Genomic DNA, 23,392 nt, shown 5'->3' with positions numbered 1-23,392 from the left:
CATGCGGAAATTCATCATCATGATCAACACTATTCTCAAAAGACGAACCCCATGGAGCGAACCGCAACAACACGGTTGCTGAGGTGCCCCGCAGGTCGAAGGACGAGGCGGGCATGCTGCCGTTGAAGATGCCGTCGATTATCTCGTCGGATTGGCCGGATCCTCGCTAACGCCGACGCGGTGGCGATAGACCATTTCCCAGCCTTTCCAGCCGTTGAACAGAAGAAGGGCGGTGGCGATCAACGACAGCACCAATCCGGTCGGCACAATGAAGTCGCCACCTTCGGCCAATCGGCGCCAGAGGTTGACGGCCTCGATCAGGACGAGGACGACATTGCCGATCATATGGAACCAGGCGTCGCGCAGGTCGCGAATACGGCTGTCGCCGAGAAAGTCGGTCAATCCGGCAACTGCCGCCAGCGCCGCCATGACAAGGCCGGCGCCGAGCATCCAATTGGTCGCAACTGCCCAGGCCGGATCGCCCGATCTGGCGTAGACGATGTCGACAACAAGCGTGCCGACGAAGGCGGCGACGGGGAACGGGATCAACATCGGATGGATCGGATGACCGGCAATGCTCAAGGTGCTTTTCGGGTTCATCCTATTGTCCTCCGACCTTTTTCAATGCGTCTTGCCTATGGGCAGCGATATGATCGCTCTTGTCGCTTTTGATCTCGTACTGGGGCGATGCCTCGGTGGCGCGGCGGCGATGGCCCTTGTAATCGAAATCCCGGGTGTGGATCGCGATGATGCGGCCGGAGACCTGGCCGGCCTCCGAATTCCAGGTGACGTGATCTCCCGAGCAAATTTGGCCATGGCGCACAACTCGTCAGATGCCGCAGAGTATGCGTCAAACATCCAGACCGCCTGCTTTGTTCCCGTCACGGCCGACAAGCTGAAACCGGCAGCTGTAGAGAAGAGACCTACGTGCTTGGCCCGTGCGGTCAACGGCCCGCCCCCCGCAAAAGGCGATCGCCCGGCCGGAGCCACCGAGCGTGAAGACCGTTGAAATATCGAGGGCGCGGTGATAATTGCTGCGTCGGGTCTGCAGTTCACCCAGGCATCGCCGTTCTCCGGAACACGCTAAACCTGACAATGACCGAGATATGGACACCGATCCCGTGCCATGTCGGAAGGGCGATCACCGATAATCCATCCGGAACGGCACGACCAAAGGATAGGTCATGTCCAGAAAACTCATCCCGCTCCAGGTGAGCGATACGTCCGCGTTTGCCAAGTCGCTGCGCCTGCAGCTTTCCGCCCATGAGGGGCTTCCCTCCCACCTCCAATTCCTCAACATGCTGGCACGGGCTGCCGGTTACGGCAATTTCCAGAGCCTGCGGGCGCAAACTGATCTCGTTGACGGCGAGGCCCTCCCCCCGACAGCGGCGCCTGTCGCCGACCCCGCGGTTGACCGAAAGCATATCGACCGTGTTCAACGCAGTTTCGACCAACAGCTTCGCCTGATACGCTGGCCCTCGCGGCGCATGGATCAGATCACGGCGCTTTGGATTCTCTGGTCGTATATTCCCTCAGCGAGGGAGATGTCCGAAAAAGAAGTCAATGCCCTTCTTCGCGACAGGCACCTGTTTGGAGATCACGCTTTGCTGCGTCGGGAACTTTGCGACCTCGGCCTGATGCGCCGGACGCGCGACGGCAGCGTCTACCAGCGCGCCGAACGATCGATGCCGATCAATGCGGCGACGATCCTGCGTCAGCATTCCCAGCGCCAGGCACACTGACCGCCGTTGCGGAGGCGTCCGATCGAAGACGGCCTTCGAAACGGCGCCTCATTCCTCTTTCGTATCATCGTCGCCGGGCTGCCGCTTGCGGCGCGAACGGAGATTGCCGAAGCCCATATAGTGATCGGCATCCGAGGTGTTCCATCGGCCGGCAAGAACGATGATCGCGATGGCCGCGGCGACGATGAGCAAGGCATAGATTTTGTCCATGCCTTGAATGTAGCGCAGGCGAAGATCGGTCAAAGGTGGTGGCGATATAGGACGAAGTGATCGATCGAAACGCAACTTGCCCTTGCACGAATCCCACTTCGCGCTAGCCTGCGTTCGCAAGCCCCATCGCCGCCCGAGTCGGCTCGCTTCACATCCGAGGGAATAGACATGCCGGCTTTGATCGAAGCACGGGGCGTCAGCAAACGCTTCCGGCAGCACAGGAGATTTCCGGGTTTGCTCGGCGCCTTCAAGACGCTGGTGACGAGCGAATATATCGAGGTTCAGGCCGTTTCCGATATCGGCTTCGATATTACCGCCGGCGAGGCCGTCGGCTATCTCGGCCCGAACGGCGCCGGCAAATCGACGATGATCAAGATGATGACCGGCATTCTGGTGCCGAGTTCAGGCACGCTTTCGGTGCTCGGCCGCACGCCGCATCTCTCCCGCATGGACAATGCCCGCGAGATCGGCGCCGTCTTCGGCCAGCGCAGCCAGCTGTGGTGGGACCTGCCGCTGATCGACAGTTTCACCCTGCACCAGCGCATCTATGATATCCCGGCCGCCCGCTATGCGGACAATCTGCGCCAGTTCAGCGAGCTACTCGACCTCTCGCCCTTCCTCGACCGGGCAGTGCGCCAGCTCAGCCTTGGCCAGCGCATGCGCGCCGAGATCGTCATGTCGCTGCTGCACGATCCGAAGATCCTGTTTCTCGACGAACCGACGATCGGGCTCGACGTGGTCGCCAAGGATGCGGTGCGTCGGTTCCTCGCCGAGATCAACCGCGAACGCGGCGTCACCATCATCCTCACCACCCATGACCTGCAGGACATCGAGACCATCTGCCCGCGGCTGATCATGGTCGATCACTCCAGGCTGATCTTCGACGGCGAATTGCGCAGCCTGCGCGCCGCCCTCGGCTCGGCCCGGCGGCTGACGCTGGAATTTGCCAGCGACCCCGGCCCCTTGCGGCTCAGCACGGCGTCGCTTGTCAGCGACGAGGGGCTGCGCAAGGAATATCTGATCGAGCGCGAGGATGTGTCGCTGGTCAAAATCCTTTCGGAGGTCGGAAGCGACCGCGACCTCAAGGACGTGGCGCTGCACGAGCCCGACATCGAAGAGGTCATCCGCACCTTCTATCAGCGCCGCAACGCCAGGGCCCGGGCCTCATGAGCGCTTATCTCGCCTTCAGCCGCAGCGCCTTCCACGCGCAGCTCGCCTACCGCAACGAGGTCTGGGCCAATATTTTCGGCAAGCTGGTGCAGGTGGTGGCCCGCGTTGCCATCTGGCTCGCCGTCTATGCCGGCGCCGGCGCGACCGTGGTCGACGGCGTCTCGCTGCAGCAGATGGTGACCTATGCCCTGCTCGGCGGCGCTGTGATGGGCGCCACCCGCCCGGAAAGGGTTATCGGCGAGATCGGCCGGTCGCTCAAAACAGGCGATATCGCCGTCTGGCTGCTGAAACCGCTCTTCTATCCGCTCTATCTCTTCGCCAATGAATGCGGCAGCTTTTCCTACCGACTGGCGACGCAGGTGATCCCGACCGTCGCCTTCACCGCCTTGGTCTACGGCATGCTGGCGCCGGCAAGCCTGTTCCACGGCCTGATGTTCGCCGTCTTCTGGGCGCTGTCCTTCGTGCTGATCTTCCTGATGTCGGCGCTGTCCGGGCTGATCGCCTTCTGGCTGATGACGAGCTTCTCACTCGACTGGATCCTCGGCGCCCTGCTGCATCTGTTCTCCGGCCTGCTGGTGCCCTTCTGGTTCTCCCCCGAGCCCTTAGCGACGATCGCCCGCCACCTTCCCTTCGCCTGGGTCGTCTATTATCCCAATGCCGTCTATCTCGGCAGGCTTTCTGTTGCCGATACCTGGCTGCATCTCGGCCTCGGCCTCGGCTGGGCCGGACTGTTCCTGTTGGGCGTGCTCTGGCTGTGGCGCCAGGCGTCACGTCGCATCACCGTGCAGGGAGGCTGAGCATGCTCATCCATCACCTCCGCGTCATTCCGCTCCTGGTGCGCATGCATGTGCGTTCACAGATGGAGTATCGCGGCGCCTTCTGGCTCGACCGGCTTGCGCAGATCCTCTCCTACGGCAGCGTCTTTGCCACCATCGGCATCCTGCTTGCCCGCTTCCAGACGCTCGGCGGCTGGACCTGGCCGGAGCTGGCGCTGCTCTTCAGCTTCCAGCTGCTCGCCTATTCGCTCGGTGCGGCGATGAGCTTCGTGCAATTGCGCGATCTCGAAGAACTGGTGCGGCTCGGCACTTATGACACGCTGCTCGTCAAGCCGTTCAGCCCCTGGGCCTATCTCGTCTTTTCGGGCCTCAATGTCGGCTATGCCGGCCACATCATCCTGGCAGTGCCGCTGCTCTGCTGGGCCGTCCTGTCGGTCGACTTCATCTGGACGGCCCCGTCCGTGGCGTTCCTGCTTGCCGCGATCCTCAGCGCGACACTGCTGACCGCTGCGATGATCACCATGATCGGCGCGACGGCGCTGATGTGGGTGCGGTCGAACCACCTGTTTTCGATCTTCTTCGGCTTCTGGGAGCTGACGCGCTACCCGCTCAACATCTTCCCTGGCAGCGTCCAGATCATCCTGATCACCGCCGTGCCGCTGGCGCTGACCAGCTCGGTTCCGGTCGGCGCGCTGCTCGGCAAACCAATCCCGATCCTCGGCAATTGGGCCGGCCCGGTGGCGCTCGCCGCCGGCCCCATCTGGGTGCTGCTCGCCATCGCCCACTGGCGCTACGCCACCCGCAAATACCAGGGCGCGGGCGGGTGATGGGCATAGCTAGCCCCGGTCAAATGCCAGCGCCCGCTGGACGGCGGGGCGCTGCAGCATGCGGGCATGGTGGTCGCTGACCTTTGCGAAGCGGGCGGGATCGACGCCGTCGGCAGGCAGCCAGTCGGTCATGACGAAGAGGTAGGGATCGGCCAGCGAATAGGTCTCGCCCATCACCCACGGGCCTTTGAACATCGTCTCTTCGATCAGCGCGAAACAATCGGCCATATTCTGCGGCACCTTGGCTTTCATCGCCTCGAGTGCCGCCGGCTCGTCGGCCCAGCGCGAGCCGCGCGGGCGGTGGGCATGGTTCACATGCACAGTCGAGCAGAGATAGCTGTTGAAGGATTGCAGCCGCGCCATTTCGAAGGCATCGCCGAGCGGCGCGAGCTTCGCGGCGGGGGCGCTTTCAGCGATGAAGCCGAGGATCGCCGGCGTTTCCGTCAGCACGCCGCGATCCGTGACGAGGGCCGGCACCCGGCCCTTCGGATTGATCTTCAGATAGTCCGGCGAACGCTGCTCGCCATCGCGGAAGCTGAGCTTCCTTGTTTCGAAGGCAAGGCCGGATTCTTCGAGGGCAATCAGGCTTGCGAGCGCGCAGGTTCCGGACGCGTAATATAGTGTCAGCATGGTTGTCGACTCCCGTTCGGCACGTCTTATAGCGCGGGGATTGGTGCGCTGGAACTGGGGAGATTGCTCAGCCGGACAATGATCGGCGTGCCCTGCGGCCGCCCGGTCAAAACCCCTCCCCAACCCCTCCCCACAAGGGGGAGGGGCTAACGTGCCGCACCGCTTCGCATACCCTTCCATCGTAGCCAATCCGTCGAACGGTAGCAGCCAGTAAGACCTCCCCCCTTTAGTCACCGCCGGGGACCGCAGCTTAGCCCCTCCCCCTTGTGGGGAGGGTTGGGGAGGGGTTTTAGATGGGTCCGCCACTCACCCGCAACCCGGCACATCCTCCAGCCGGTGCCAGACCGGGATGCCGCGTTCTCTCGCGATGCGCACGTCATTGTCGGCGCCCTTGGACTCGCCGGGCAAGCGTAACACGCCCTCGCAGAGCTGCAGCAGCCGGCCGGCGACCGGATGGAAGATCTCCTCGTAGAGCGCGTCGCCGACCGATCTGCCGCCGGCGGCGTGCCAGATCGGCAGCGCCACCCATTCGCCGATCATCGGCACATGGCCGGCCTTGAACAAGGCGTGAGAGGGTTCTTCCAGCCGCTTCAGGTTGGCGGCCATTTTTTCCGGGTCGTCGCCCGTTCCAGACCGATAGGGCCCGGCGATCAAAATCAGCATGATTCACTCCATCAGGTCGCGAGATCCCGGCCTCATGCACGGGATTTCCCGAAAATGCACGACATTTCTTGAATGTCGAGTCATTTCGTGCAATATCATGCCATCTCGTGAATTTTCGTGCGGAGAGACAATGCTGACGACGCAGCGCAAGACCCTCATCCTCGACATTCTGCGCCGCGACGGCCAGGTGATCGCCAAGCGCGTCGCCGAGGATTTTTCGCTTTCGGAAGACACGATCCGGCGCGACCTCCGGGAAATGGCGGCGGAGGGGCTCTTGAAACGGGTGCATGGCGGGGCAATGCCGCTTTCGCCCGATCTGCCCGATTTCACCGCGCGGTGCAGCGTCTCGTCCGAGGTCAAGGCGCGGCTCGGAGCCGCGGCGGCGGCGATGGTCAGGCCGGGGCAGATGATCTTCCTCGACGGCGGCACGACGACCGCGGAGATCGCCAGGCACCTGCCACGCGACATAGCGTTGACAGTTGCCACTCACAGTCCGACGATCGCCGCCGAGCTCGAGCACCATCCGACGGCGGAGGTGATCCTGGCCGGCGGACGGCTCTACAAACATTCGATGGTGGCGACCGGCGCTGCGGCGATGGCGGCGATTTCGCAGCTGCGCCCCGATCTGTTCTTCCTCGGCGTCACCGCCGCCCACCCCGTGCACGGGCTTTCCACCGGCGATTTCGAGGAAGCGGCGATCAAGCGGCACATCGCCCGCTGCTCGGCCGAAACGCATGTGCTGCTGACGGAGGAGAAGTTCGACCTCGTCTCGCCCTGCCCGGTGCTCGGCATTGCCGAGGTGGCAGGACTGATCGTACCGACGGAGATGACGGCCGAGCGGCTGAAGCCTTATCGCGGTCTCAACGGTACAATCACTGCAGCGTAATCCTGCGCTGAAAAGTCGGGGCTCGATGGCGTACGAAAACCGTGCGCAGGTTTCTGCATCAGGCCGAGAAGACGGAGGTCGCGCTGATATCGCCGACATGGATGCCGTTCCAGTTGCGCATCGGCATTGCGGCAAAGGCCATCAGGGCGGCATGCAGGGTTTCTTCCGTCTCGAAGAAGCGGGCGAGCGTCGCCGCCACCATGGCTTCGGCGGCGCGGGTGGCACCATCCTCACATTTGAGCGCGATGGCGATGCCCTTTTCCGGGATCGCGGCGCAGAAGACACCCTCGGCGCCTGTCTTGACGAAGATGCGGCCGGGAGCGATCTGCATCAGTTTCGTGCAGGCGCGGCCGGAGCCGGCGACATAGAAGGGCTCGGCCATGCAGGCTTCTATCAGGCGACGGGATGCTTTGGCGCGCAGGGGCTCCAGACCGGTGCCGGTCGCCATCTTGGCAAAGCCGTGGGCCAGACTGCGCAGCGGCACGGCGTAGGTCGGGATGGAGCAGCCGTCGGTGCCGCAGCTCTCGGCGCCGAGCACGGCGCCGGTCAAGCTTTCCATCACTGCTCGGATCTCGATCTGCAGCGGGTGCTCGTAGCCGACGTAGCCCTTCGGATCGATATCGCGGTGGCAGCAGGCGCAGACGAAGCCGGCATGTTTTCCCGAGCAATTGTTGTGCAGCGCCGTCGGTGCGTCGAGCGTGCGGGCCTGATGGATCAGCACCTTTTGGTTCGTCGACCAGTGGGCGCCGCATTCCAGCGCTTCGACATTCCGGCCGGCGCGCGACAGCATCGAGGCGGCAAGCGCCACGTGTTCGTCCTCGCCATTATGCGAGGCACAGGCGAGCGCCAGCTCCTTGTCGCCGAAGCCATAGGCATCGGCCGCACCGCTTTCCACCAGCGGCAGTGCCTGCATCGCCTTGCAGGCCGAGCGCGGGAAGACGGCGGCGTCGATGTCGCCGAGTGAAAAGACAAGCCTGCCGTCGCCATCAACGACCACCACCGCGCCGCGATGACGGCTTTCCACAAGCAGGCCACGGGTGACTTCAACGGTGACAGGATTGTTCATCATGGGCTCTCATCCGGATGCTGACGGGATGCGGCAGGCATAACGCGTCACGCGGCGAAAGCCAACGGGTTTAGGTGGGCGCCAGAAGCGGGGCGACGACCGCGAGTTAGGCGCCTCCTCCGTCATTCCAGGCCTTGAGCCTGCAATCCAGCCGGAGCTCGACCTGGCAGCTCCGTCGGACGGCCATCACGTCATCCCATACTCATCACAGAAACTGACGCATGCGATCGAAAACTATCGTTTCTCTGGTGTGTGCGATCCGGCTAAGAGTGGTGCGTCAGGAACCGCCCCCATGTCATCCAGTTTCTCCCTCATCCTGCGCGACAACGGGATCCGCATTCCCGCCGTGACGCTCGTCGCGCTTGCCTTTACCTACGCCTCGACCGTGCCTTACCAGTCGATCATCGGGATCAACGAACTGGGCCTGAGCAACGGCGCCTATTCGGCGCTGGTGTTCTGCTCGGCGATCGTCAACGTCGCGACGAGCCTGACGCTCGGCATCTGGTCGGACAGGCTGAAGGAGCGCCGGCCGCTGGTGCTGGGGCTTTCGGTCGCCGGCATGCTCGGCTTCGGGTCGATCGCGATCATCCACAGCCCGGCAATCTTCATCTTTTCGACGCTGCTGCTGGTGCCGATGAGCGGCTCCACCTATTCGCTGCTGTTTGCCAGCCTGCGCGCTAGGACCAACCAGATGGAGCGTGGCGAGGGCGCGGCGGTGACGGCGACGGTGCGGGCGCTGTTTTCCGGCTCCTGGGCGCTAGCGCCGGGGCTGATCGGGCTTTATCTCGTCAACTCGCCATCGATGACGCCGGCCTATGGCATCGCGGCCCTTGCCAGCTGCACCTGCTTTTGCCTGTATTTCTTCTTCGCCCCCGGCAACGGCAGCGCCGGCCCTGCCCCGAACCCGGTCGGCTTCTTCGCATCGCTGAAACGGATCTTCACGCCGAACGTGCTGATCCGCGTCGTCATCATGTCGCTGCTGTTCGCACTGCAGCGGCTGAACGGCATGCTTCTGCCGCTGATCATCACCCGTGCGGCCGATGGAAACGTCGCCGATGTCGGTTTCATCGCCGGGCTGACGGCGCTTCTCGAGATGCCGTTCATGATGATGTGGGGCATGGCGCAGCGCCGCTTCCGCACCGCGCATGTGCTCGCCTTCGGCGCGCTGATCTATTGCGCCTATCTGCTGCTGCTCGGATTTGCTTCCGCGCCATGGCACATCTATGCGCTGCTGCTCGTCAATGCCTGCGGCGCGGCGGCAATCCTCAGCCTGCCGATTACCTATCTGCAGGACCTGATCGCCGACCGGCCGGGGCTCGGAACCTCGCTCATCTCGCTCAACACCTTCATCGGCACCGGCATCGCCGCCGGGCTCTTCGCCTTCGGCACATCGCTCACCGATTATTCCGGCACCGCCTTCGTCGGGGCCGGCGCCGGCCTGGCGGCGATTGGGGCGTTGCTTCATCTGGAAAGCAGCAGGCGGCAGGCGCGGCAGCCGGCCTGATCGCAGGCGGCGCAGGGGCACATGGCCGCCCCAACCGCCACGCCTAACGCGCCGTGATGCGGTAGGCGCAACGGCGGGCGCAGGCGAGGATATGTTCCCTGCGCTCGACGTCGGCGCTGAGGGCGGCGCGGAAGGTTTCGAGTTCGGAGCGGCAGAAGCCGGCGCAGGAGGTGGCCGCCGCGCAGATCGGACAGTGATTTTCAACCAGCATGAACGAGCCGTCCGCCTCCTGCCAACTGTCGGCCATATAACCCTCGCGGGTGCGGATCGCGGCCAGACCCTCAACGCGCGCGGCAAGGTCGCCGGCATTTTCGAGCTCGTGGCGATAGCGCTTCAGCGTCTCGGCCTCGCGGGCGGAGATGACAGTGTCGAGCGCTCCCGCCCCAAGCTGGTCGACGAGGGTGCCGAGGAGAGCGGCCGTCAGTTCGGCATGGCCGTCGGGGAAGCGGCGATTGCCGGACGCCGTCAGGTGCCAGAGCTGACGCGGCCTGCCCCTGCCGGCAGCGGCGACGGTGACCGGCTCCACCAGCCCTTCCTCCGCCATCTTCGCCAGCTGCTGGCGGGCGGCCTCGCCGGAAATGCCAAGCGCATCGCCAATCGCCGAGCCAAGCTGCGGGCCGTCGGTCTTGAGCAGGATCAGAATTCGGTTGGCCGGGGACTGACGATAACCCTGAGAGACAGGTGAAATTAAAAAGGCGCCTCGGTTTCGGGGCGCCTTTTCACGACTGAATGATTTCCGTGTTCTCAGGCGACGTTGCGCTCCGGTTCCGGCTCCTGCTGGACGACCTCCTGCTTCACGCCGAGATAGAGGACGGAGCCGCGGCCGATGCCATAGGTATCGCAGACCTCGGCCGTCAGGAAGTCGGTGACCGGAACCTGCTGGATCGCCAAACCGGCGCGCCGGATCACGTCGATGAAGCCGGACCTTGAGAAGATGCGCACATGGTCGTCCTGGCCGAAATGCGCCCAGCGGCCCTCCGGCGTCGTCACCTCGGGATTTTCATAGGTGTCTTCGATCGACAGGCAGATCGGCGCCATCAGGATAGCGACGCTGTCCTGCTTGAGAACACGCCGGATTTCTGCGGTGGCACGCACCGGATCGTCGACATGTTCGAGCACATGAGAGCAAAGCACGAAGTCGAAGCTCTCATCGGCATAGGGCAGGTTATGGATATCAGCCTTGTCGTCTGCCTCCGGCATATGCATGTCGCAGCTGCGGTAGAAGACGTGTGGGTGGCTCTTGAGCCAGAAGCTCAAGGCCCGGCCCGGCGCAATGTCGAGGAAGCGAACGGCCTTTGCCTGGTCAAGACGCTGGAATACCGGCGTCAGGAACAAAGCGTAGAGCCTGTCGCGATCGGTCGAATGACAATTGGGGCAGCTATAGGCCTGATGGTTGATCGTCTCGAATTCATCGATGCGATAGGGAAAGCCATGTTCGACGGCCTTGTCGATGTAGTAGCGCGGAAGCGGTACGAAATGCGGAATTCTGCTGCGGCAGATGGGGCAGGCGTGGAATAGAGCCATTGTATTCCTCGTAGGACCTTACAACGCGCAAGCAATGCCACATCAGGATGCGCAGTTTCGGGGCCGGGTTTCGATCAGACGACTGTTCAACGACCCGGAGACTCACAGACAGCCAGGATCAATTTCACCTTGCCCATGAATGCTGGTCCGAAGCTGACCTCAAACGGTGAGCATGACCTTGCCGACATGGCTGCCCTCTTCCAGCAGCCGATGCGCCTCGACGACATCCTCGAAGGCGAAGACCTTGTGGATCACGGGGGCGACGGTGCCGGCCTCCAGCAACGGCCAGACCTCGGAGAGCAGGTCGTCGCGGATGGCACGTTTCTCCTCGGCCGTGCGCGGGCGCATGGTGGAGCCGGTGACCGTCAGGCGCTTGACCATGATCGGCGAGAGATTGACCTTTTCGGCGACGGCCCCGCCGAGGAAGGCGATGATCGACAGGCAGCCGTCCTTTGCAAGCGAGGCGATGTTGCGCTCGAAATAGGCGGCACCGATCATATCGAGGATGATGTCGACGCCTTGGCCGGTCTCGGCCTTGATCACCGCGGCGAAGTCCTCGCTCCTGTAGTTGATCCCTCGTTTGGCGCCGAGCTTTTCGCAGGCCTCGCATTTTTCCGCCGAGCCGGCCGTGGCATAAACCTCGGCGCCGAAGGCGCGGGCGAGTTGGATCGCCGTCGTGCCGATGCCGCTCGTGCCGCCATGGATCAGCACGCTCTCGCCTTCCGTCAGCCCGGCCATCTGGAAGAGATTGGCCCAGACGGTGAAGAAGGTTTCGGGAAGCGCCGCGGCTTTCACAGCGTCATATCCCTTGGGAAAAGGCAGGATCTGGCCTGATGGCAGCAGGCAATATTCGGCATAGGCGCCGCCATTGGCGAGGCCGCAGACCTTGTCGCCGACGGCATAGCCGCTGACACCGGGCCCGACCCCGACGATTTCACCGGAGAGTTCCAGCCCGAGAATCGGGCTCGCATCCTTGGGCGGAGGATAGCTGCCCTGGCGCTGGGCAATGTCGGGACGGTTGACGCCGATCGCCTCGGCCCGCACGAGGACCTCGCCTTCGCCGGCCGCCGGCAGCGGACGCTTGCCGATCATCATCACATCAGGCCCGCCGAAGGACTTGAGATCGACGAAACGCATTTCCTGAGGCAGTGACATGGCGCGGCCCTCCTGATCCCGAAGGTTCGGAATAGATCAGCCCGACCGGCTTGGGAAGGCTGGAAGCGGCAAGGGCGTCAATTCGCCTCGCCCAGGAAATGGAAAGCGAGGCCCTCCTCGCTCTCCTTGGCGGCCGACTTGATGACGGCGATTTCGGCGCTGACGCGGTTGATATCGTCGATGACGAGGCCTTCCGGCAGTTCGAGAACGCCGATCGAGCAGCGCATCAGCGGGAACAGGGCCTCGGCGCCGGTGCGGTCGTGGCCGAGGATGCGGCCGGCGGCGCGGTGCTCGTCGGAATAAAGATCGAGCACGTCGTCGTGGAAATCGCTGATCAGCCGGTCGAGGATCTCGGTCAGCTCCTCCTTCGTCCAGCCGACGACGCCGATGAAGAAATCATCGCCGCCGACATGGCCGAGGAAATGGCGCTCGGCGAAGAAATAGCGGCGCATCAACGCGGCGAAGAGCGAGATCGCATGGTCGCCGAGATGGAAGCCGTAGGCATCGTTGAACGGCTTGAAATTGTCGAAATCGCAATAGCAGAAATGGCGGACCTCATCGCCGTCGCGGCCGGACTGGCGCATGAAGTCCCGGATGGCGCGATTGCCCGGCAGGCCGGTCAGAGGATTCTGGTCCTGGGCGGTCTTCAGCTGTTTCTCGTTGATGACCTTGATCAGCGAAGCGGCGGAGACGACGCCGGCATAACGCATATTGTCGGTCAGGATCAGGCAGTTGCTGCCCTCCATATTGGCGAAGATCGCCATCAGCTGCTCGGCATCGCTGTCGAGGCCGACGATCGGCGCCATCTCGACGAAATGCGAAATGGAGCGCTCGTACATCTTGTTCTTCAGGAGGTCACGGCCGAAGGGCTGATAGATATACTCTTTGAGATGCTGCTCGTGGATGATGCCGCGCGGCTCGTTGTTGGCGTTGAGGACAGGAAAAAAGGCCTGGCGCGGATTACGGCGGAAAAGTTCGAAGACGCTGTCGATGCTGTCATTCTCGTAAACCGTCGGCAGCAGCTCGATCTGCTTGCGGATGAGGATCTCGTCCAGCGACTGGCTGCCGCGCTTGCTCTTGCCGAGCTCCTGCAGATGCGGAAAGGACGGGGCGAGCTCGGATATATGCGTCGTCGGGCGGGAAATGAACCAGCCCTGGACGAGATCGACGCCATATTCGCGGCAGGCGATGAATTCCGCCTCGGTCTCGATGCCTTCGGCGATGACGCGCGTGCCCAGCACATGGGCGATATTGACGATGCTCTTCAACAGATGGCGCTTGCGCGGGCTGCGGTCGATCTCGGCGACGAAATGGCGGTCGATCTTCAGATAGTCCACGGCATGATCGCAGAGCAGCTTCATCTCGCCGTGACCGACGCCGAAATCGTCGATCGCCAGCTTGAAGCCGGCCTTGCGCAGCTTCGAAACCAGGGCGGCGAATTCGGGCACGCTGGTATTGTCGAAACGTTCGGAGAATTCGAAACAGATGGACGACGGCGGAATATTGGCTGTCCGCAAATGTTGGAGCAGGCTCTCGACCAGGCGCTCGCCATCGGGGATCAGCCGGACATCGAGATTGAGGAACAGCGTCGCGGTGGAGAAATTCGACAGCGTCGCGAACTTGGCGAGCGCGCGGCTGGCGACCATCTGTTCGAGCTGCAGCAGCTGGCCGGTCCGGTGCGCCTCGTCGAGAATGTCGGCCGGCGTGTCGTAGCCGATGCGTTCCTGACCGCGCATCAGGGACTCGTAACCGAACACCGTACCGGTGCCGGCTTCGACGATCGGCTGGAAGGCGTTCTCGACCACGAGCTTGGCAAGGGTTACGATCTGATCGCTGGCATAACGGCGGAGCACGCCGGGCTCGACGGCGGCAGCCAAAGATATTCCAGTCTTCATCGCGGGCAGTTCTCCACTGCGACTTGTTCTTCTTGCTCAGGAACTTGCCGCAGAAGGATCAACGAACCCTTTCGTCAATATGAAAGTTTTGTGAAAGACGCGGCTCGCGGGCACGCGTTCCGCGTTCATTCGAATTCGCCAATACAATCAGGCGCTTGTTCAGGCGGAGCGACGGCGCTGCGCCTCGTGATCGGCAAACATGTCGGCGACGCATCTGCCGCCGGAGGCGACGCTCTCGTCGTCGAGCAGGTCGGCCTTGATGTCGCCGAGCTTGCGGGCGGTATCCCAGAGACGAAGCGCCTCGCGGACGACCTCACTGCTCGAGGCGTAACCACCCGTGTCGACGGCGGCACGGATGCCCGCTGCCTGTTGCGGAGAGAGGGAAACGGTGACCATCGGCATGAACTTCCTCCCTTTTTTTCTTCCGGCAGTACCCTGCCTTTGGGGGACGCATGACCATTTTCGGCATCTCGGCGATTGCGCCGGTGCTGTGGTGCATTCGCATGGAAACCATCCGCATAACCCGGATTGGCCCTAATCCCTAAAGTCTAATCCCCCGTCATGTCCTTGTCAAAAAAGAAACGGCCTTCCACTGTTTCAGCTGCGGATGCCGAGGCCGAAGGCGATCATCGTCCAGCCCTGAACAATGAGATCGACGGCCAGGAACAGGCCGAGGACCCAGAGGCTGTTGACCGGCCAGCCGAGCGCCGAAACCGGCAAGCGCGGTGATGACGCCGCTTGCCACGATCCAGCCCCAGCCTTTGGCTGGCTTCATGCGCCTTCCGACCCAGGTGCGGAAGACGCCGGCGATGACGAGGGCGAGCGACAGAAACAGCGTCAGCGCCGCCGATGTCAGGATCGGATTGACGAAGGCTGCGATGCCGGCAAACACGTAGAGCAGGCCGCTCAGCGTCCAGAAGAGCACATGATCCCAGCCACGCACCTGAAAGGCATGAACGAGATAGGTCACGCCGCCGAACAGCATGAGCATGCCGACGTAATAGACCGAGACGACAGTGGCGAGCATCAGGTTGCCGAGCGCGATCAGACCGCAGACCAAGAGCAGCACGCCGAGGCCGACGAACCAGATCCATTTCGACTGCAGTTGCGATGTCGGCGTTTCGTCGAAGATATCCGCCATAAACGCACCTCCCCGTAGCTTGGAATATGTTGCAGCGATGACCCGGGGAAAGATGTGACCGTGCGCGAGACCGAGAAAGATTTTTATTGATTGATCAGTCAATCAAAAATAAGATGTCTGCGTTTCAGGGAGTGGCGGTGTTGCCAAAAGTCGGAATGGAGCCGGTGCGCCGCAAGGCGCTTGTCGATGCGGCGCTGCGGGTGATCGGCGATCACGGCTCGCTTGCCGTTACCATGTCCGACATCGCCCGCCAGGCCGGCGTGTCGCCTGCCCTCGCCCATCATTACTTCGGCAGCAAGGAGCAATTGCTGATCGAGACGATCCGCTCGCTGCTGAGACAGTTGCGCCAGGATGCGGTGGCGGCGCTGAAAGCCGCCAGGACGCCGCGCGAGCGGCTTTCGGCGGTGATCCGCGTCAGCTTCAACGCCGACCAGTTCGCACCGGAGACGATTGCCGCCTGGCTTGCCTTTTATGCCGAAGCGCAGCGTTCCGAGGAGACGCGGCGCTTTCTGGTGATCTATGCCAGCCGGCTGCGTTCGAACCTGCTTGCCGACCTCAAGGCGCTGCTGCCGGCCGACGCCGCAGAACGCATCGCCGAGGGCGCTGCGGCGATGATCGACGGGCTCTATATCAGGCAGAGTCTGAAATCGGCGCCGATCGGCATCGAAGCCTCGATCGCGCTGACGGAGGATTATCTGAACGCGCTTCTATCCACCACCTCCCCCAAGGACAAATGACATGAAAGCCCAGCCGAAAGCCTCGCACTTCATCGACGGCGAATATGTCGAGGATACCGACGGCACCGTCATCGAGAGCCTCTATCCCGCAACCGGCGAAGTGATCGCCCGGCTGCATGCGGCAACGCCCGCAATCGTCGAAAAGGCGATTGCCGCGGCCAAACGCGCCCAGCCGGAATGGGCGGCGATGAGCCCGATGGCGCGCGGCCGCATCCTCAAGCGCGCCGCCGAGATCATGCGCCAACGCAACCGCGAGCTTTCCGAACTGGAGACGCTCGATACCGGCAAGCCGATCCAGGAAACGATCGTCGCCGACCCGACCTCGGGTGCGGATGCCTTCGAATTTTTCGGCGGCGTCGCACCCGCCGGCCTCAACGGCGCCCATATCCCCCTCGGGCAGGATTTTGCCTATACCAAGCGCGTGCCGCTCGGCGTCTGCGTCGGCATCGGCGCCTGGAATTATCCGCAGCAGATCGCCTGCTGGAAGGCTGCCCCGGCGCTTGTCTGCGGCAATGCCATGGTGTTCAAGCCCTCCGAGAACACGCCGCTCGGCGCCTTGAAGATCGCCGAGATCCTGCATGAGGCGGGGCTGCCGAAGGGGCTCTTCAACGTCATTCAGGGCGACCGCGACACCGGGCCGCTGCTCGTCAACCATCCCGATGTCGCCAAGGTGTCGCTCACCGGCTCGGTGCCGACCGGCCGCAGGGTCGCGGCCGCCGCCGCCGGCAACCTCAAGCATGTGACGATGGAGCTCGGCGGCAAGTCGCCTTTGATCGTGTTCGACGACGCCGATCTCGATTCTGCGGTCGGCGGGGCGATGCTCGGCAACTTCTATTCCACGGGCCAGGTCTGCTCGAACGGCACGCGCGTCTTCGTGCAGAAGACTGTTAAGGCGGAATTCCTCAAGCGGCTGAAGGCGCGCACCGAGGCGATGCTGATCGGCGATCCGCTTGATGAGGCGACGCAGATCGGCCCAATGGCGTCCTGGGCGCAGCGCGAGAAGGTGATTGCCTATATCGAGAAGGGCAAGGCCGAGGGCGCAACGCTCGTTGCCGGCGGCGGCATTCCGAACAATATCGCGGGTGAAGGCTATTACGTGCAGCCGACCGTCTTTGCCGATGTCACCGACGACATGACCATCGCCCGCGAGGAGATCTTCGGGCCCGTGATGTCGGTGCTCGATTTCGACGCTGAGGACGAGGTGATCGCGCGCGCCAATGCCAGCGAATTCGGCCTCTCCGGCGGCGTCTTCACCGCCGACCTCACCCGCGCCCACCGCGTCGTCGGCCGGCTGGAGGCCGGCACGCTGTGGATCAACACCTATAATCTCTGCCCGGTGGAAATCCCCTTCGGCGGCTCGAAACAATCCGGCTTCGGCCGGGAGAATTCGCTGGCGGCGCTGGAGCATTATTCCGAGCTGAAGACGGTTTACGTCGGCATGGGGCCGGTGGCGGCGCCTTATTGAGGAGAGTGAAGACCCCTCCCCAACCCCTCCCCACAAGGGGGAGGGGCTTAGCGTGCCGCACCGTCGCACTTCGACCGCACCCGTCGCTACGTTGATGGCGGAGTGAGGCGGAGCGGCAGATTAAGCCCCTCCCCCTTGTGGGGAGGGGTTTGGGGCGGGGTTTTAATTCCCACGTTGCAAAAGAAATCTAAGGGAACGTCATGCAACAAGCAGATTTCGTCATCATCGGCTCCGGCTCGGCCGGCTCCGCCCTCGCCTACCGCCTCTCCGAAGACGGTAAGAACAGCGTTCTCGTCATCGAGGCGGGCGGCAGCGATTTCGGGCCGTTCATCCAGATGCCGGCAGCGCTTGCCTGGCCGATGAGCATGAAGCGCTACAATTGGGGCTATCTCTCCGAGCCGGAGCCGAACCTCAACAACCGGCGCATCACCGCGCCGCGCGGCAAGGTGATCGGCGGCTCGTCCTCGATCAACGGCATGGTCTATGTGCGTGGCCATGCCGAGGACTTCAACCGCTGGGAAGAGCTCGGCGCCGGCGGCTGGGCCTATGCCGACGTTCTCCCCTATTTCAAGCGGATGGAACATTCGCATGGCGGTGAGGAGGGTTGGCGCGGAACGGACGGGCCGCTGCACGTGCAGCGCGGCGGCTTCACCAATCCGCTCTTCCGGGCCTTCGTCGAGGCCGGCAAGCAGGCGGGCTTCGAGACGACGGAGGATTATAACGGCAGCAAGCAGGAAGGCTTCGGCCTGATGGAACAGACCATCTTTGCCGGCCGCCGCTGGTCTGCCGCCAACGCCTATCTGAAACCGGCGCTGAAGCGGGCAAATGTCGGCATCATCTACGGCCTGGCGCGCCGGATCGTCATCGAGAACGGCCGGGCGACCGGCGTCGAGATCGAACGCGGCGGTAGGACAGAGGTGGTGAAGACGAACCGCGAGGTGATCGTCGCGGCCTCCTCCTTCAACTCGCCGAAGCTTCTGATGCTGTCGGGCATCGGTCCGGCCGAGCATCTGAAGGAAATGGGCATCGAGGTGAAGGTCGACCGTCCTGGTGTCGGCGCCAACCTGCAGGACCATATGGAGTTCTATTTCCAGCAGGTCAGCACCAAGCCGGTATCGCTCTATTCCTGGCTGCCCTGGTTCTGGCAGGGGGTGGCAGGCGCGCAATGGCTCTTGTCCAAGGGCGGGCTCGGCGCTTCCAACCAGTTCGAAGCCTGCGCCTTCCTGCGCTCGGCACCCGGGCTGAAGCAGCCCGATATCCAGTATCATTTCCTCCCCGTTGCGATCAGCTATGACGGCAAGGCGGCGGCCAAGAGCCATGGCTTCCAGGTGCATGTCGGCTACAACCTGTCGAAATCGCGCGGCAGCGTAACGCTGCGCTCGCCCGACCCGAAGGCCGATCCTGTGCTGCGCTTCAACTATATGAGCCATCCGGAAGACTGGGAGAAGTTCCGCCACTGCGTACGGCTGACCCGCGAGATCTTCGGGCAGAAGGCCTTCGACGCCTATCGCGGCCCGGAGATCCAGCCGGGCGAAGGCGTCCAGAGCGACGATGAAATCGACGCCTTCCTGCGCGAACATCTGGAAAGCGCCTATCACCCCTGCGGCACCTGCAAGATGGGCGCCAAGGAAGACCCGATGGCGGTGGTCGATCCGCAGACGCGGGTGATCGGCGTCGACGGCTTACGTGTCGCCGACAGCTCGATCTTTCCGCATGTCACCTACGGCAACCTGAACGGCCCGTCGATCATGACCGGTGAGAAGGCGGCCGACCATATCCTCGGCAAGCAGCCGCTGGCGCGCTCGAACCAGGAGCCCTGGGTCAACCCGCGGGCGGCGGTCAGCGATCGATGATGAGTGGCGAAAGCTGTCAGGCCGCAATCACAGTAGCAATTTTCGGAAGAAAGAGGTGGCCCATTCCCTGCAAACCGGTTTAGGAAGAAGCCTGTCCAACATCCGCGCTCCGGCATGCCCGTGTTCCATCGCAAGTCCAGACTTCTCCGTAGATCGCGTGTCCTTTGGGGCTCCTTCTCCCTCTGGCGTCCGCGGCTGATCTTCTGGTTCGGCGCCTTTGCGATCGGCGTCATCAGCGTCGGCTTCGCCAGGCTTGCGGATCTGGCGCAGCGCGGCTTTGCCGGCGTGACCGCGGGGCAATGGAGCTTTCTGCTGCCGCTCCTCATCACCCCGCTCGGCTTCATGCTGTCGGCCTATCTCGCCGCGACATTCTTCCCGAACGCACAGGGCAGCGGCATTCCGCAGGCGATTGCCGCGCGGCATCTGCGTGATCCGGAGGACCGCACTCGGCTGCTGTCGCTGCGGCTCGTCTTCGGCAAGATCCTGCTGACCGTGGTGGGGCTCGCGAGCGGTGCATCGATTGGCCGTGAGGGGCCGACCGTGCAGGTGGGCGCATCGATCATGCTGGCCGTCGCCCGCTTCGGCGGCATGGCGCAGGCGCGCGGGCTGATCCTCGCCGGCTCGGCGGCCGGCATCGCCGCCGCCTTCAACACGCCGCTCGCCGGCATCGTCTTCGCCATCGAGGAAATGAGCCGGACCTATGAGTCCCGTGCGAACGGCCTGGTGTTGACGGCCGTCATCCTTTCGGGCCTTGCCGCGCTCGGACTTGCCGGCAGCTACAATTATTTCGGCTCCGCCGCGGTCGCACCCGCATCGGTACGCGACTGGGAACTGGTGCTGGTCTGCGGCATCGGCGGCGGCGCACTGGGTGCGGCTTTCAGCGGGCTTGCGCTGCATCTCGGTCAGCACGTTCGCCGGTGGGCGCATCCGCAGCCGCTGCGGCGGATGGTGATGCTGGCAGCGGCCTGCGGCCTTGTGGTCGCGGCGATCGGCATCCTCTCGGGCGGCATGACCTTCGGGACGGGCTACGTCCAGGCGAAAGGCGCCGTCGAGGGCAATCCCCTGCCCCTGCTGTTCTTCCTGGAAAAGCTTCTCGCGGGTTTTCTGTCGATGATGTCGGGCATTCCGGGCGGCATCTTCGCGCCGTCGCTCTCCGTCGGCGCCGGCTTCGGCAGCACGATCGGCCAGATCATGGGCAGCAGTATCGCGCTTGCGGCCATTCTCGGCATGGCCGGGTATTTCTCCGGCGTGGTGCAGGCGCCGATGACCGCTTTCGTCATCATTCTGGAAATGACAGGCGACCATCAGGCCGTCATTCCGATCATGGCGGTATCGATGATCGGCTACATCACCTCGCGCATCCTGTCGCGCGAGCCGCTCTATCACGGCCTGTCGCGCGTCTTCATCGCCGCGGCGATCCGGGCCCGGCGCGCCAAGGAAACGGCTGAGAGCTGATCAGGCGAGCAGCCGGGTGATTTCGGCGCCTTGCCTCGGGCCGACGGCATCGGCGATCGTCGTGGAGAACAGCACCTTGCGCGTGGCGTCGGCCACTTTGGCGAAGACGTGGCGGATTTCGCAGGTCTGTTCGCCGTCGCAATCGTCGCATTTGCGGTAGGCGGTGATCGACAGGCAGGGCAGCGGCGCAATCGGTCCGTCGATGATGCGCAGGATCTCGCCGAAGGTGATGGTGTGGGCGGGCTTGAGCAGGAGATAACCGCCCTGCTTGCCCCGGCGGCTGACGACGATGCCGTGATGTTTGAGATCGAGCAGGATCTGTTCGAGGAACTTCTTCGGGATCTTCTGCTGGGCGGCGATATCGGAAATCATCACCGGTTCGTCGGCATCGGCATCCGCCAGAGCCGTCAGCGCCCGCAGCGCGTATTTCGCCTTTTGCGTAATCATCTCAGACCGTCGACACACAGGCGGCGCGCATTTTTCGCGCCGCTTCACACGTATATTCGCCTCTATGGCACAACCAGCATGAACGGAATTTGAACGCGCCGGCAGAACGCCTTGAGGGACAAGCATTTTTGGCCTTGTTTTTCACGCTTGGCCAAGCCCTTGCAAACTACGCCAAATCAGCGCCTTCCGCACCTTTTTCAGCATCACTTCAGATTTCGGATTGACAGGCTGCGTGTAAGTCTACTAATTTGATAGACATTCAGGCTGCCACCGCGGATTCTCCCAGCGGGCGGCTGCTTTTCTGCATCGCGGCAGCTTCGGAGAGATATTTGCTCCTGTGGCCGCAGCTTTCGAAATCCCTTTTTCTGTCCGATCCAGGCCTGAACTGCGATACTCCGGTCAACTAAGGACAGGATTCGCATGACTGTTATCAATCCGAATGCAGAAGCCGAGGCGCTGAACGACAAGCTGGCAGGCCTCGACCTCGCCGGACGTCTGTCGTTGGTGGCAGGCCTTGGCGGCCGCGTGGTGTTCACCACCTCGCTCGGGATCGAAGACCAGGTGATCACCGCCGAAATCGGCACGCACCGCCTGCCGATCGACATTGCGACGCTGGAAACCGGCCGCCTGTTTGCCGAGACGCTTGATCTGATTACCGAGACGGAAGCCCAGTACGACATCCATGTCCAACGCTTCGGGCCTGAGAAGGCCGATATCGACGCCTATGCTGCGCAATACGGCCTCAACGGTTTCTACGAGAGCGTCGAAGCCAGACATGCCTGTTGCGGCGTGCGCAAGCTGAAGCCGCTTGCGCGTGCGCTCGAAGGTGCGACGATCTGGATCACCGGCCTTCGGCGCGGGCAATCGGCCAACCGCGCCGAAACGCCCTTTGCCGAATATGACGCCGAACGTCACCTCCTGAAGGTCAATCCGCTGGCCGACTGGGACATCGAGGCGATCAAGGCCTTCGTTTCGGAAAACGGCGTACCGATCAATCCGCTGCATGCCCGCGGCTATCCCTCGATCGGCTGCGAGCCCTGCACAAGGGCGATCAAGCCCGGCGAGCCGGAACGCGCCGGCCGCTGGTGGTGGGAGCAGGACGAGACGCGCGAATGCGGCCTGCATGTCGCCGAAGAGGCCTCAGCGATCGTCGCACAATAATCACCTTCCCGGCTTACCGGATCAGGGCACGGCGGTCGCCGCAGCCTTGGGGGAAGCGAGCTTCCCCGGGGAGAGCCACAATCGATAAAAGCTTGCGGGCAGCCGCAAGGACCGACAGTCTGGAGTAAGACATGCCCGATAGCCGTCCGGATACGGAACTCAGCAATCCCCAGAGCGCCAAGGCGCCGCTCGACCCGCATCTGAAGGCGCTGGAAAACGAATCCATCCACATCTTCCGCGAAGTCGCGGCCGAATTCGAGCGTCCCGTCATGCTCTATTCGATCGGTAAGGATTCCTCGGTGCTGCTGCACCTGGCGCGCAAGGCCTTCTATCCCGGCCGCGTGCCCTTCCCGCTGCTGCACGTGAACACCGGCTGGAAATTCCGCGAGATGATCGCCTTCCGCGACGAGACCGCGAAGAAGTACGATCTCGATCTGATCGAGCATATCAATCCGCGCGGTGCGGCCGAAAACATCACGCCCTTCACCCATGGATCGGCCGCCTTCACCGACATCATGAAGACCGAAGGCCTGCGCCAGGCGCTCGATGCCGGCCAGTTCGACGCCGCTTTCGGCGGCGCCCGGCGCGACGAGGAGGCGAGCCGCGCCAAGGAGCGCATCTATTCCTTCCGCACGCCGGACCATCGCTGGGATCCGCGCAACCAGCGGCCGGAGCTCTGGAACATCTATAACGGCATGATCCGCAAGGGCGAGAGCGTGCGCGCCTTCCCGCTGTCGAACTGGACCGAAGTCGACATCTGGCGCTACATCCAGGCCGAGGACATTCCGCTGGTGCCGCTCTACTACGCCAGGAAGCGACCGTTCGTCGAGCGCGACGGGATGATGATCCTCGCCGAAGACCCGCGCCTCGAACTTCTGCCCGGCGAAGTGCGTCAGGAAGGCATGATCCGCTTCCGCACGCTCGGCGACTTCCCGCTGACCGGCGCCATCCGCTCTGAGGCCACCACCCTCGAAGAGGTGATTGCCGAACTCGAAATCGCAACGGTGTCCGAACGCCAGGGCCGCGCCATCGACCGCGACCAGTCCGGCTCCATGGAAAAGAAGAAGCGTGAAGGATATTTCTGA

Annotated in this window: 24 protein-coding genes and 1 pseudogene; 12 read left to right on the top strand and 13 right to left on the bottom strand. The window is 63.3% G+C overall.

Annotation, left to right across the window (positions count from 1 at the left end; all coding sequences use genetic code 11):
* Positions 1–138: 138 nt before the first annotated feature.
* Both GGD53_RS25310 and GGD53_RS25305 read right to left on the bottom strand, forming a co-directional pair.
* The gene (locus GGD53_RS25310; RefSeq protein ID WP_184459493.1) at positions 139–600 is read right to left on the bottom strand and encodes a DUF2231 domain-containing protein; all 462 of its coding nucleotides are present in this window, start codon (positions 598–600) and stop codon (positions 139–141) included.
* A 1-nt stretch (position 601) separates the two neighbouring features.
* A complete protein-coding gene (locus GGD53_RS25305) occupies positions 602–808 on the bottom strand; it encodes an HVA1 family protein (protein WP_184459500.1) in 207 nt (68 codons plus the stop codon).
* Between the two features lie 376 nt (positions 809–1,184).
* Between GGD53_RS25305 and GGD53_RS25300 the strand changes: the two genes are divergently transcribed.
* Positions 1,185–1,742, top strand: a complete 558-nt coding sequence (locus GGD53_RS25300; RefSeq protein WP_184459492.1) for a DUF2087 domain-containing protein — start codon at positions 1,185–1,187, stop codon at positions 1,740–1,742.
* A 48-nt stretch (positions 1,743–1,790) separates the two neighbouring features.
* On the opposite strand, the gene GGD53_RS25295 is transcribed toward GGD53_RS25300, so the two are convergent.
* Positions 1,791–1,985: a hypothetical protein gene (locus tag GGD53_RS25295; RefSeq protein WP_210303338.1), complete on the bottom strand. Its 195-nt coding sequence runs from the start codon at positions 1,983–1,985 to the stop codon at positions 1,791–1,793.
* A 135-nt stretch (positions 1,986–2,120) separates the two neighbouring features.
* Between GGD53_RS25295 and GGD53_RS25290 the strand changes: the two genes are divergently transcribed.
* Genes GGD53_RS25290 through GGD53_RS25280 form a run of 3 tightly spaced genes read left to right on the top strand, consistent with a single transcriptional unit; the run spans position 2,121 to position 4,725 of the window.
* Entirely contained in the window at positions 2,121–3,122 is a 1,002-nt protein-coding gene (locus GGD53_RS25290) for an ABC transporter ATP-binding protein (protein WP_184459490.1), read from the top strand.
* Positions 3,119–3,919, top strand: a complete 801-nt coding sequence (locus GGD53_RS25285) for an ABC transporter permease (RefSeq protein WP_184459489.1) — start codon at positions 3,119–3,121, stop codon at positions 3,917–3,919. Before GGD53_RS25290 ends, GGD53_RS25285 begins: the two co-directional genes overlap by 4 nt.
* Before the next feature lie 2 nt (positions 3,920–3,921).
* Complete coding sequence (locus tag GGD53_RS25280) at positions 3,922–4,725, top strand: ABC transporter permease (protein ID WP_184459488.1); 804 nt, start codon at positions 3,922–3,924, stop codon at positions 4,723–4,725.
* Positions 4,726–4,734: 9 nt separating this feature from the next.
* On the opposite strand, the gene GGD53_RS25275 is transcribed toward GGD53_RS25280, so the two are convergent.
* A complete protein-coding gene (locus GGD53_RS25275) occupies positions 4,735–5,355 on the bottom strand; it encodes a glutathione S-transferase family protein (protein WP_184459487.1) in 621 nt (206 codons plus the stop codon).
* Positions 5,356–5,661: 306 nt separating this feature from the next.
* Positions 5,662–6,018 (bottom strand): DUF4406 domain-containing protein, encoded by a 357-nt coding sequence (locus GGD53_RS25270; protein ID WP_184459486.1) that lies wholly within the window; start codon positions 6,016–6,018, stop codon positions 5,662–5,664.
* 130 nt (positions 6,019–6,148) lie between these two features.
* On the opposite strand from GGD53_RS25270, the gene GGD53_RS25265 reads away from it, so the two are divergent.
* Complete coding sequence (locus GGD53_RS25265) at positions 6,149–6,904, top strand: DeoR/GlpR family DNA-binding transcription regulator (RefSeq protein ID WP_184459485.1); 756 nt, start codon at positions 6,149–6,151, stop codon at positions 6,902–6,904.
* Between the two features lie 58 nt (positions 6,905–6,962).
* Here the strand turns inward: GGD53_RS25265 and GGD53_RS25260 are convergent, their stop codons facing one another.
* Positions 6,963–7,970: an asparaginase gene (locus GGD53_RS25260; RefSeq protein WP_184459499.1), complete on the bottom strand. Its 1,008-nt coding sequence runs from the start codon at positions 7,968–7,970 to the stop codon at positions 6,963–6,965.
* Between the two features lie 292 nt (positions 7,971–8,262).
* Here GGD53_RS25260 and GGD53_RS25255 point away from each other — a divergent pair, with 292 nt between their 5' ends.
* Complete coding sequence (locus tag GGD53_RS25255) at positions 8,263–9,474, top strand: MFS transporter (RefSeq protein WP_184459484.1); 1,212 nt, start codon at positions 8,263–8,265, stop codon at positions 9,472–9,474.
* A gap of 43 nt (positions 9,475–9,517) precedes the next feature.
* On the opposite strand, the gene GGD53_RS25250 is transcribed toward GGD53_RS25255, so the two are convergent.
* The 6 genes and pseudogenes from GGD53_RS25250 to GGD53_RS25225 all read right to left on the bottom strand — a co-directional run bounded on the left by GGD53_RS25250 (position 9,518) and on the right by GGD53_RS25225 (position 15,189).
* Positions 9,518–10,162, bottom strand: coding sequence for a metalloregulator ArsR/SmtB family transcription factor (locus GGD53_RS25250; RefSeq protein ID WP_184459498.1), 645 nt, complete (start codon positions 10,160–10,162; stop codon positions 9,518–9,520).
* A gap of 56 nt (positions 10,163–10,218) precedes the next feature.
* Complete coding sequence (locus GGD53_RS25245; RefSeq protein ID WP_184459483.1) at positions 10,219–10,998, bottom strand: class I SAM-dependent methyltransferase; 780 nt, start codon at positions 10,996–10,998, stop codon at positions 10,219–10,221.
* 159 nt (positions 10,999–11,157) lie between these two features.
* Positions 11,158–12,153: an NAD(P)H-quinone oxidoreductase gene (locus tag GGD53_RS25240; RefSeq protein ID WP_184459482.1), complete on the bottom strand. Its 996-nt coding sequence runs from the start codon at positions 12,151–12,153 to the stop codon at positions 11,158–11,160.
* A 77-nt stretch (positions 12,154–12,230) separates the two neighbouring features.
* The gene (locus GGD53_RS25235) at positions 12,231–14,048 is read right to left on the bottom strand and encodes a GGDEF domain-containing protein (protein WP_184459481.1); all 1,818 of its coding nucleotides are present in this window, start codon (positions 14,046–14,048) and stop codon (positions 12,231–12,233) included.
* Positions 14,049–14,207: 159 nt separating this feature from the next.
* Positions 14,208–14,450 (bottom strand): ribbon-helix-helix domain-containing protein, encoded by a 243-nt coding sequence (locus GGD53_RS25230; RefSeq protein WP_184459480.1) that lies wholly within the window; start codon positions 14,448–14,450, stop codon positions 14,208–14,210.
* 195 nt (positions 14,451–14,645) lie between these two features.
* Positions 14,646–15,189 (bottom strand): annotated as a pseudogene (locus GGD53_RS25225) (HdeD family acid-resistance protein).
* Between the two features lie 140 nt (positions 15,190–15,329).
* On the opposite strand from GGD53_RS25225, the gene betI reads away from it, so the two are divergent.
* From betI to GGD53_RS25205, 4 genes are all read left to right on the top strand, one after another.
* Entirely contained in the window at positions 15,330–15,926 is a 597-nt protein-coding gene (gene betI, locus GGD53_RS25220) for a transcriptional regulator BetI (RefSeq protein WP_184459479.1), read from the top strand.
* A 1-nt stretch (position 15,927) separates the two neighbouring features.
* A complete protein-coding gene (betB, locus tag GGD53_RS25215) occupies positions 15,928–17,391 on the top strand; it encodes a betaine-aldehyde dehydrogenase (RefSeq protein ID WP_184459478.1) in 1,464 nt (487 codons plus the stop codon).
* 200 nt (positions 17,392–17,591) lie between these two features.
* Complete coding sequence (betA, locus tag GGD53_RS25210; RefSeq protein WP_184459477.1) at positions 17,592–19,244, top strand: choline dehydrogenase; 1,653 nt, start codon at positions 17,592–17,594, stop codon at positions 19,242–19,244.
* A gap of 114 nt (positions 19,245–19,358) precedes the next feature.
* The gene (locus tag GGD53_RS25205) at positions 19,359–20,699 is read left to right on the top strand and encodes a chloride channel protein (protein WP_184459476.1); all 1,341 of its coding nucleotides are present in this window, start codon (positions 19,359–19,361) and stop codon (positions 20,697–20,699) included.
* Here the strand turns inward: GGD53_RS25205 and GGD53_RS25200 are convergent, their stop codons facing one another.
* The gene (locus GGD53_RS25200; protein WP_184459475.1) at positions 20,700–21,146 is read right to left on the bottom strand and encodes an RrF2 family transcriptional regulator; all 447 of its coding nucleotides are present in this window, start codon (positions 21,144–21,146) and stop codon (positions 20,700–20,702) included.
* A 420-nt stretch (positions 21,147–21,566) separates the two neighbouring features.
* On the opposite strand from GGD53_RS25200, the gene GGD53_RS25195 reads away from it, so the two are divergent.
* Positions 21,567–22,307 carry a phosphoadenylyl-sulfate reductase gene (locus GGD53_RS25195; protein ID WP_184459474.1) on the top strand — a complete coding sequence of 247 codons (741 nt, stop codon included), beginning with the start codon at positions 21,567–21,569 and terminating at the stop codon, positions 22,305–22,307.
* A 131-nt stretch (positions 22,308–22,438) separates the two neighbouring features.
* Positions 22,439–23,392: a sulfate adenylyltransferase subunit CysD gene (gene cysD, locus GGD53_RS25190; protein ID WP_184459473.1), complete on the top strand. Its 954-nt coding sequence runs from the start codon at positions 22,439–22,441 to the stop codon at positions 23,390–23,392.

The sequence above is a fragment of the Rhizobium aethiopicum genome, from assembly GCF_014197535.1.
In the GTDB taxonomy this organism is placed as follows: Bacteria; Pseudomonadota; Alphaproteobacteria; order Rhizobiales; family Rhizobiaceae; genus Rhizobium; species Rhizobium aethiopicum_A.
Note: the sequence above shows the minus strand (reverse complement) of the source record. Positions and strands in the feature narration are given on the sequence as shown.

Coding starts and splice junctions, on each gene's coding strand:
- GGD53_RS25310 (WP_184459493.1), bottom strand. CDS start 600: ATGAACCCGAAAAGCACCTTGAGCATTGCCGGTCATCCGATCCATCCG.
- GGD53_RS25300 (WP_184459492.1), top strand. CDS start 1,185: ATGTCCAGAAAACTCATCCCGCTCCAGGTGAGCGATACGTCCGCGTTT.
- GGD53_RS25290 (WP_184459490.1), top strand. CDS start 2,121: ATGCCGGCTTTGATCGAAGCACGGGGCGTCAGCAAACGCTTCCGGCAG.
- GGD53_RS25285 (WP_184459489.1), top strand. CDS start 3,119: ATGAGCGCTTATCTCGCCTTCAGCCGCAGCGCCTTCCACGCGCAGCTC.
- GGD53_RS25280 (WP_184459488.1), top strand. CDS start 3,922: ATGCTCATCCATCACCTCCGCGTCATTCCGCTCCTGGTGCGCATGCAT.
- GGD53_RS25275 (WP_184459487.1), bottom strand. CDS start 5,355: ATGCTGACACTATATTACGCGTCCGGAACCTGCGCGCTCGCAAGCCTG.
- GGD53_RS25270 (WP_184459486.1), bottom strand. CDS start 6,018: ATGCTGATTTTGATCGCCGGGCCCTATCGGTCTGGAACGGGCGACGAC.
- GGD53_RS25265 (WP_184459485.1), top strand. CDS start 6,149: ATGCTGACGACGCAGCGCAAGACCCTCATCCTCGACATTCTGCGCCGC.
- GGD53_RS25260 (WP_184459499.1), bottom strand. CDS start 7,970: ATGAACAATCCTGTCACCGTTGAAGTCACCCGTGGCCTGCTTGTGGAA.
- GGD53_RS25255 (WP_184459484.1), top strand. CDS start 8,263: ATGTCATCCAGTTTCTCCCTCATCCTGCGCGACAACGGGATCCGCATT.
- GGD53_RS25245 (WP_184459483.1), bottom strand. CDS start 10,998: ATGGCTCTATTCCACGCCTGCCCCATCTGCCGCAGCAGAATTCCGCAT.
- GGD53_RS25240 (WP_184459482.1), bottom strand. CDS start 12,153: ATGTCACTGCCTCAGGAAATGCGTTTCGTCGATCTCAAGTCCTTCGGC.
- GGD53_RS25235 (WP_184459481.1), bottom strand. CDS start 14,048: ATGAAGACTGGAATATCTTTGGCTGCCGCCGTCGAGCCCGGCGTGCTC.
- GGD53_RS25230 (WP_184459480.1), bottom strand. CDS start 14,450: ATGCCGATGGTCACCGTTTCCCTCTCTCCGCAACAGGCAGCGGGCATC.
- betB (WP_184459478.1), top strand. CDS start 15,928: ATGAAAGCCCAGCCGAAAGCCTCGCACTTCATCGACGGCGAATATGTC.
- betA (WP_184459477.1), top strand. CDS start 17,592: ATGCAACAAGCAGATTTCGTCATCATCGGCTCCGGCTCGGCCGGCTCC.
- GGD53_RS25205 (WP_184459476.1), top strand. CDS start 19,359: ATGCCCGTGTTCCATCGCAAGTCCAGACTTCTCCGTAGATCGCGTGTC.
- GGD53_RS25200 (WP_184459475.1), bottom strand. CDS start 21,146: ATGATTACGCAAAAGGCGAAATACGCGCTGCGGGCGCTGACGGCTCTG.
- GGD53_RS25195 (WP_184459474.1), top strand. CDS start 21,567: ATGACTGTTATCAATCCGAATGCAGAAGCCGAGGCGCTGAACGACAAG.
- cysD (WP_184459473.1), top strand. CDS start 22,439: ATGCCCGATAGCCGTCCGGATACGGAACTCAGCAATCCCCAGAGCGCC.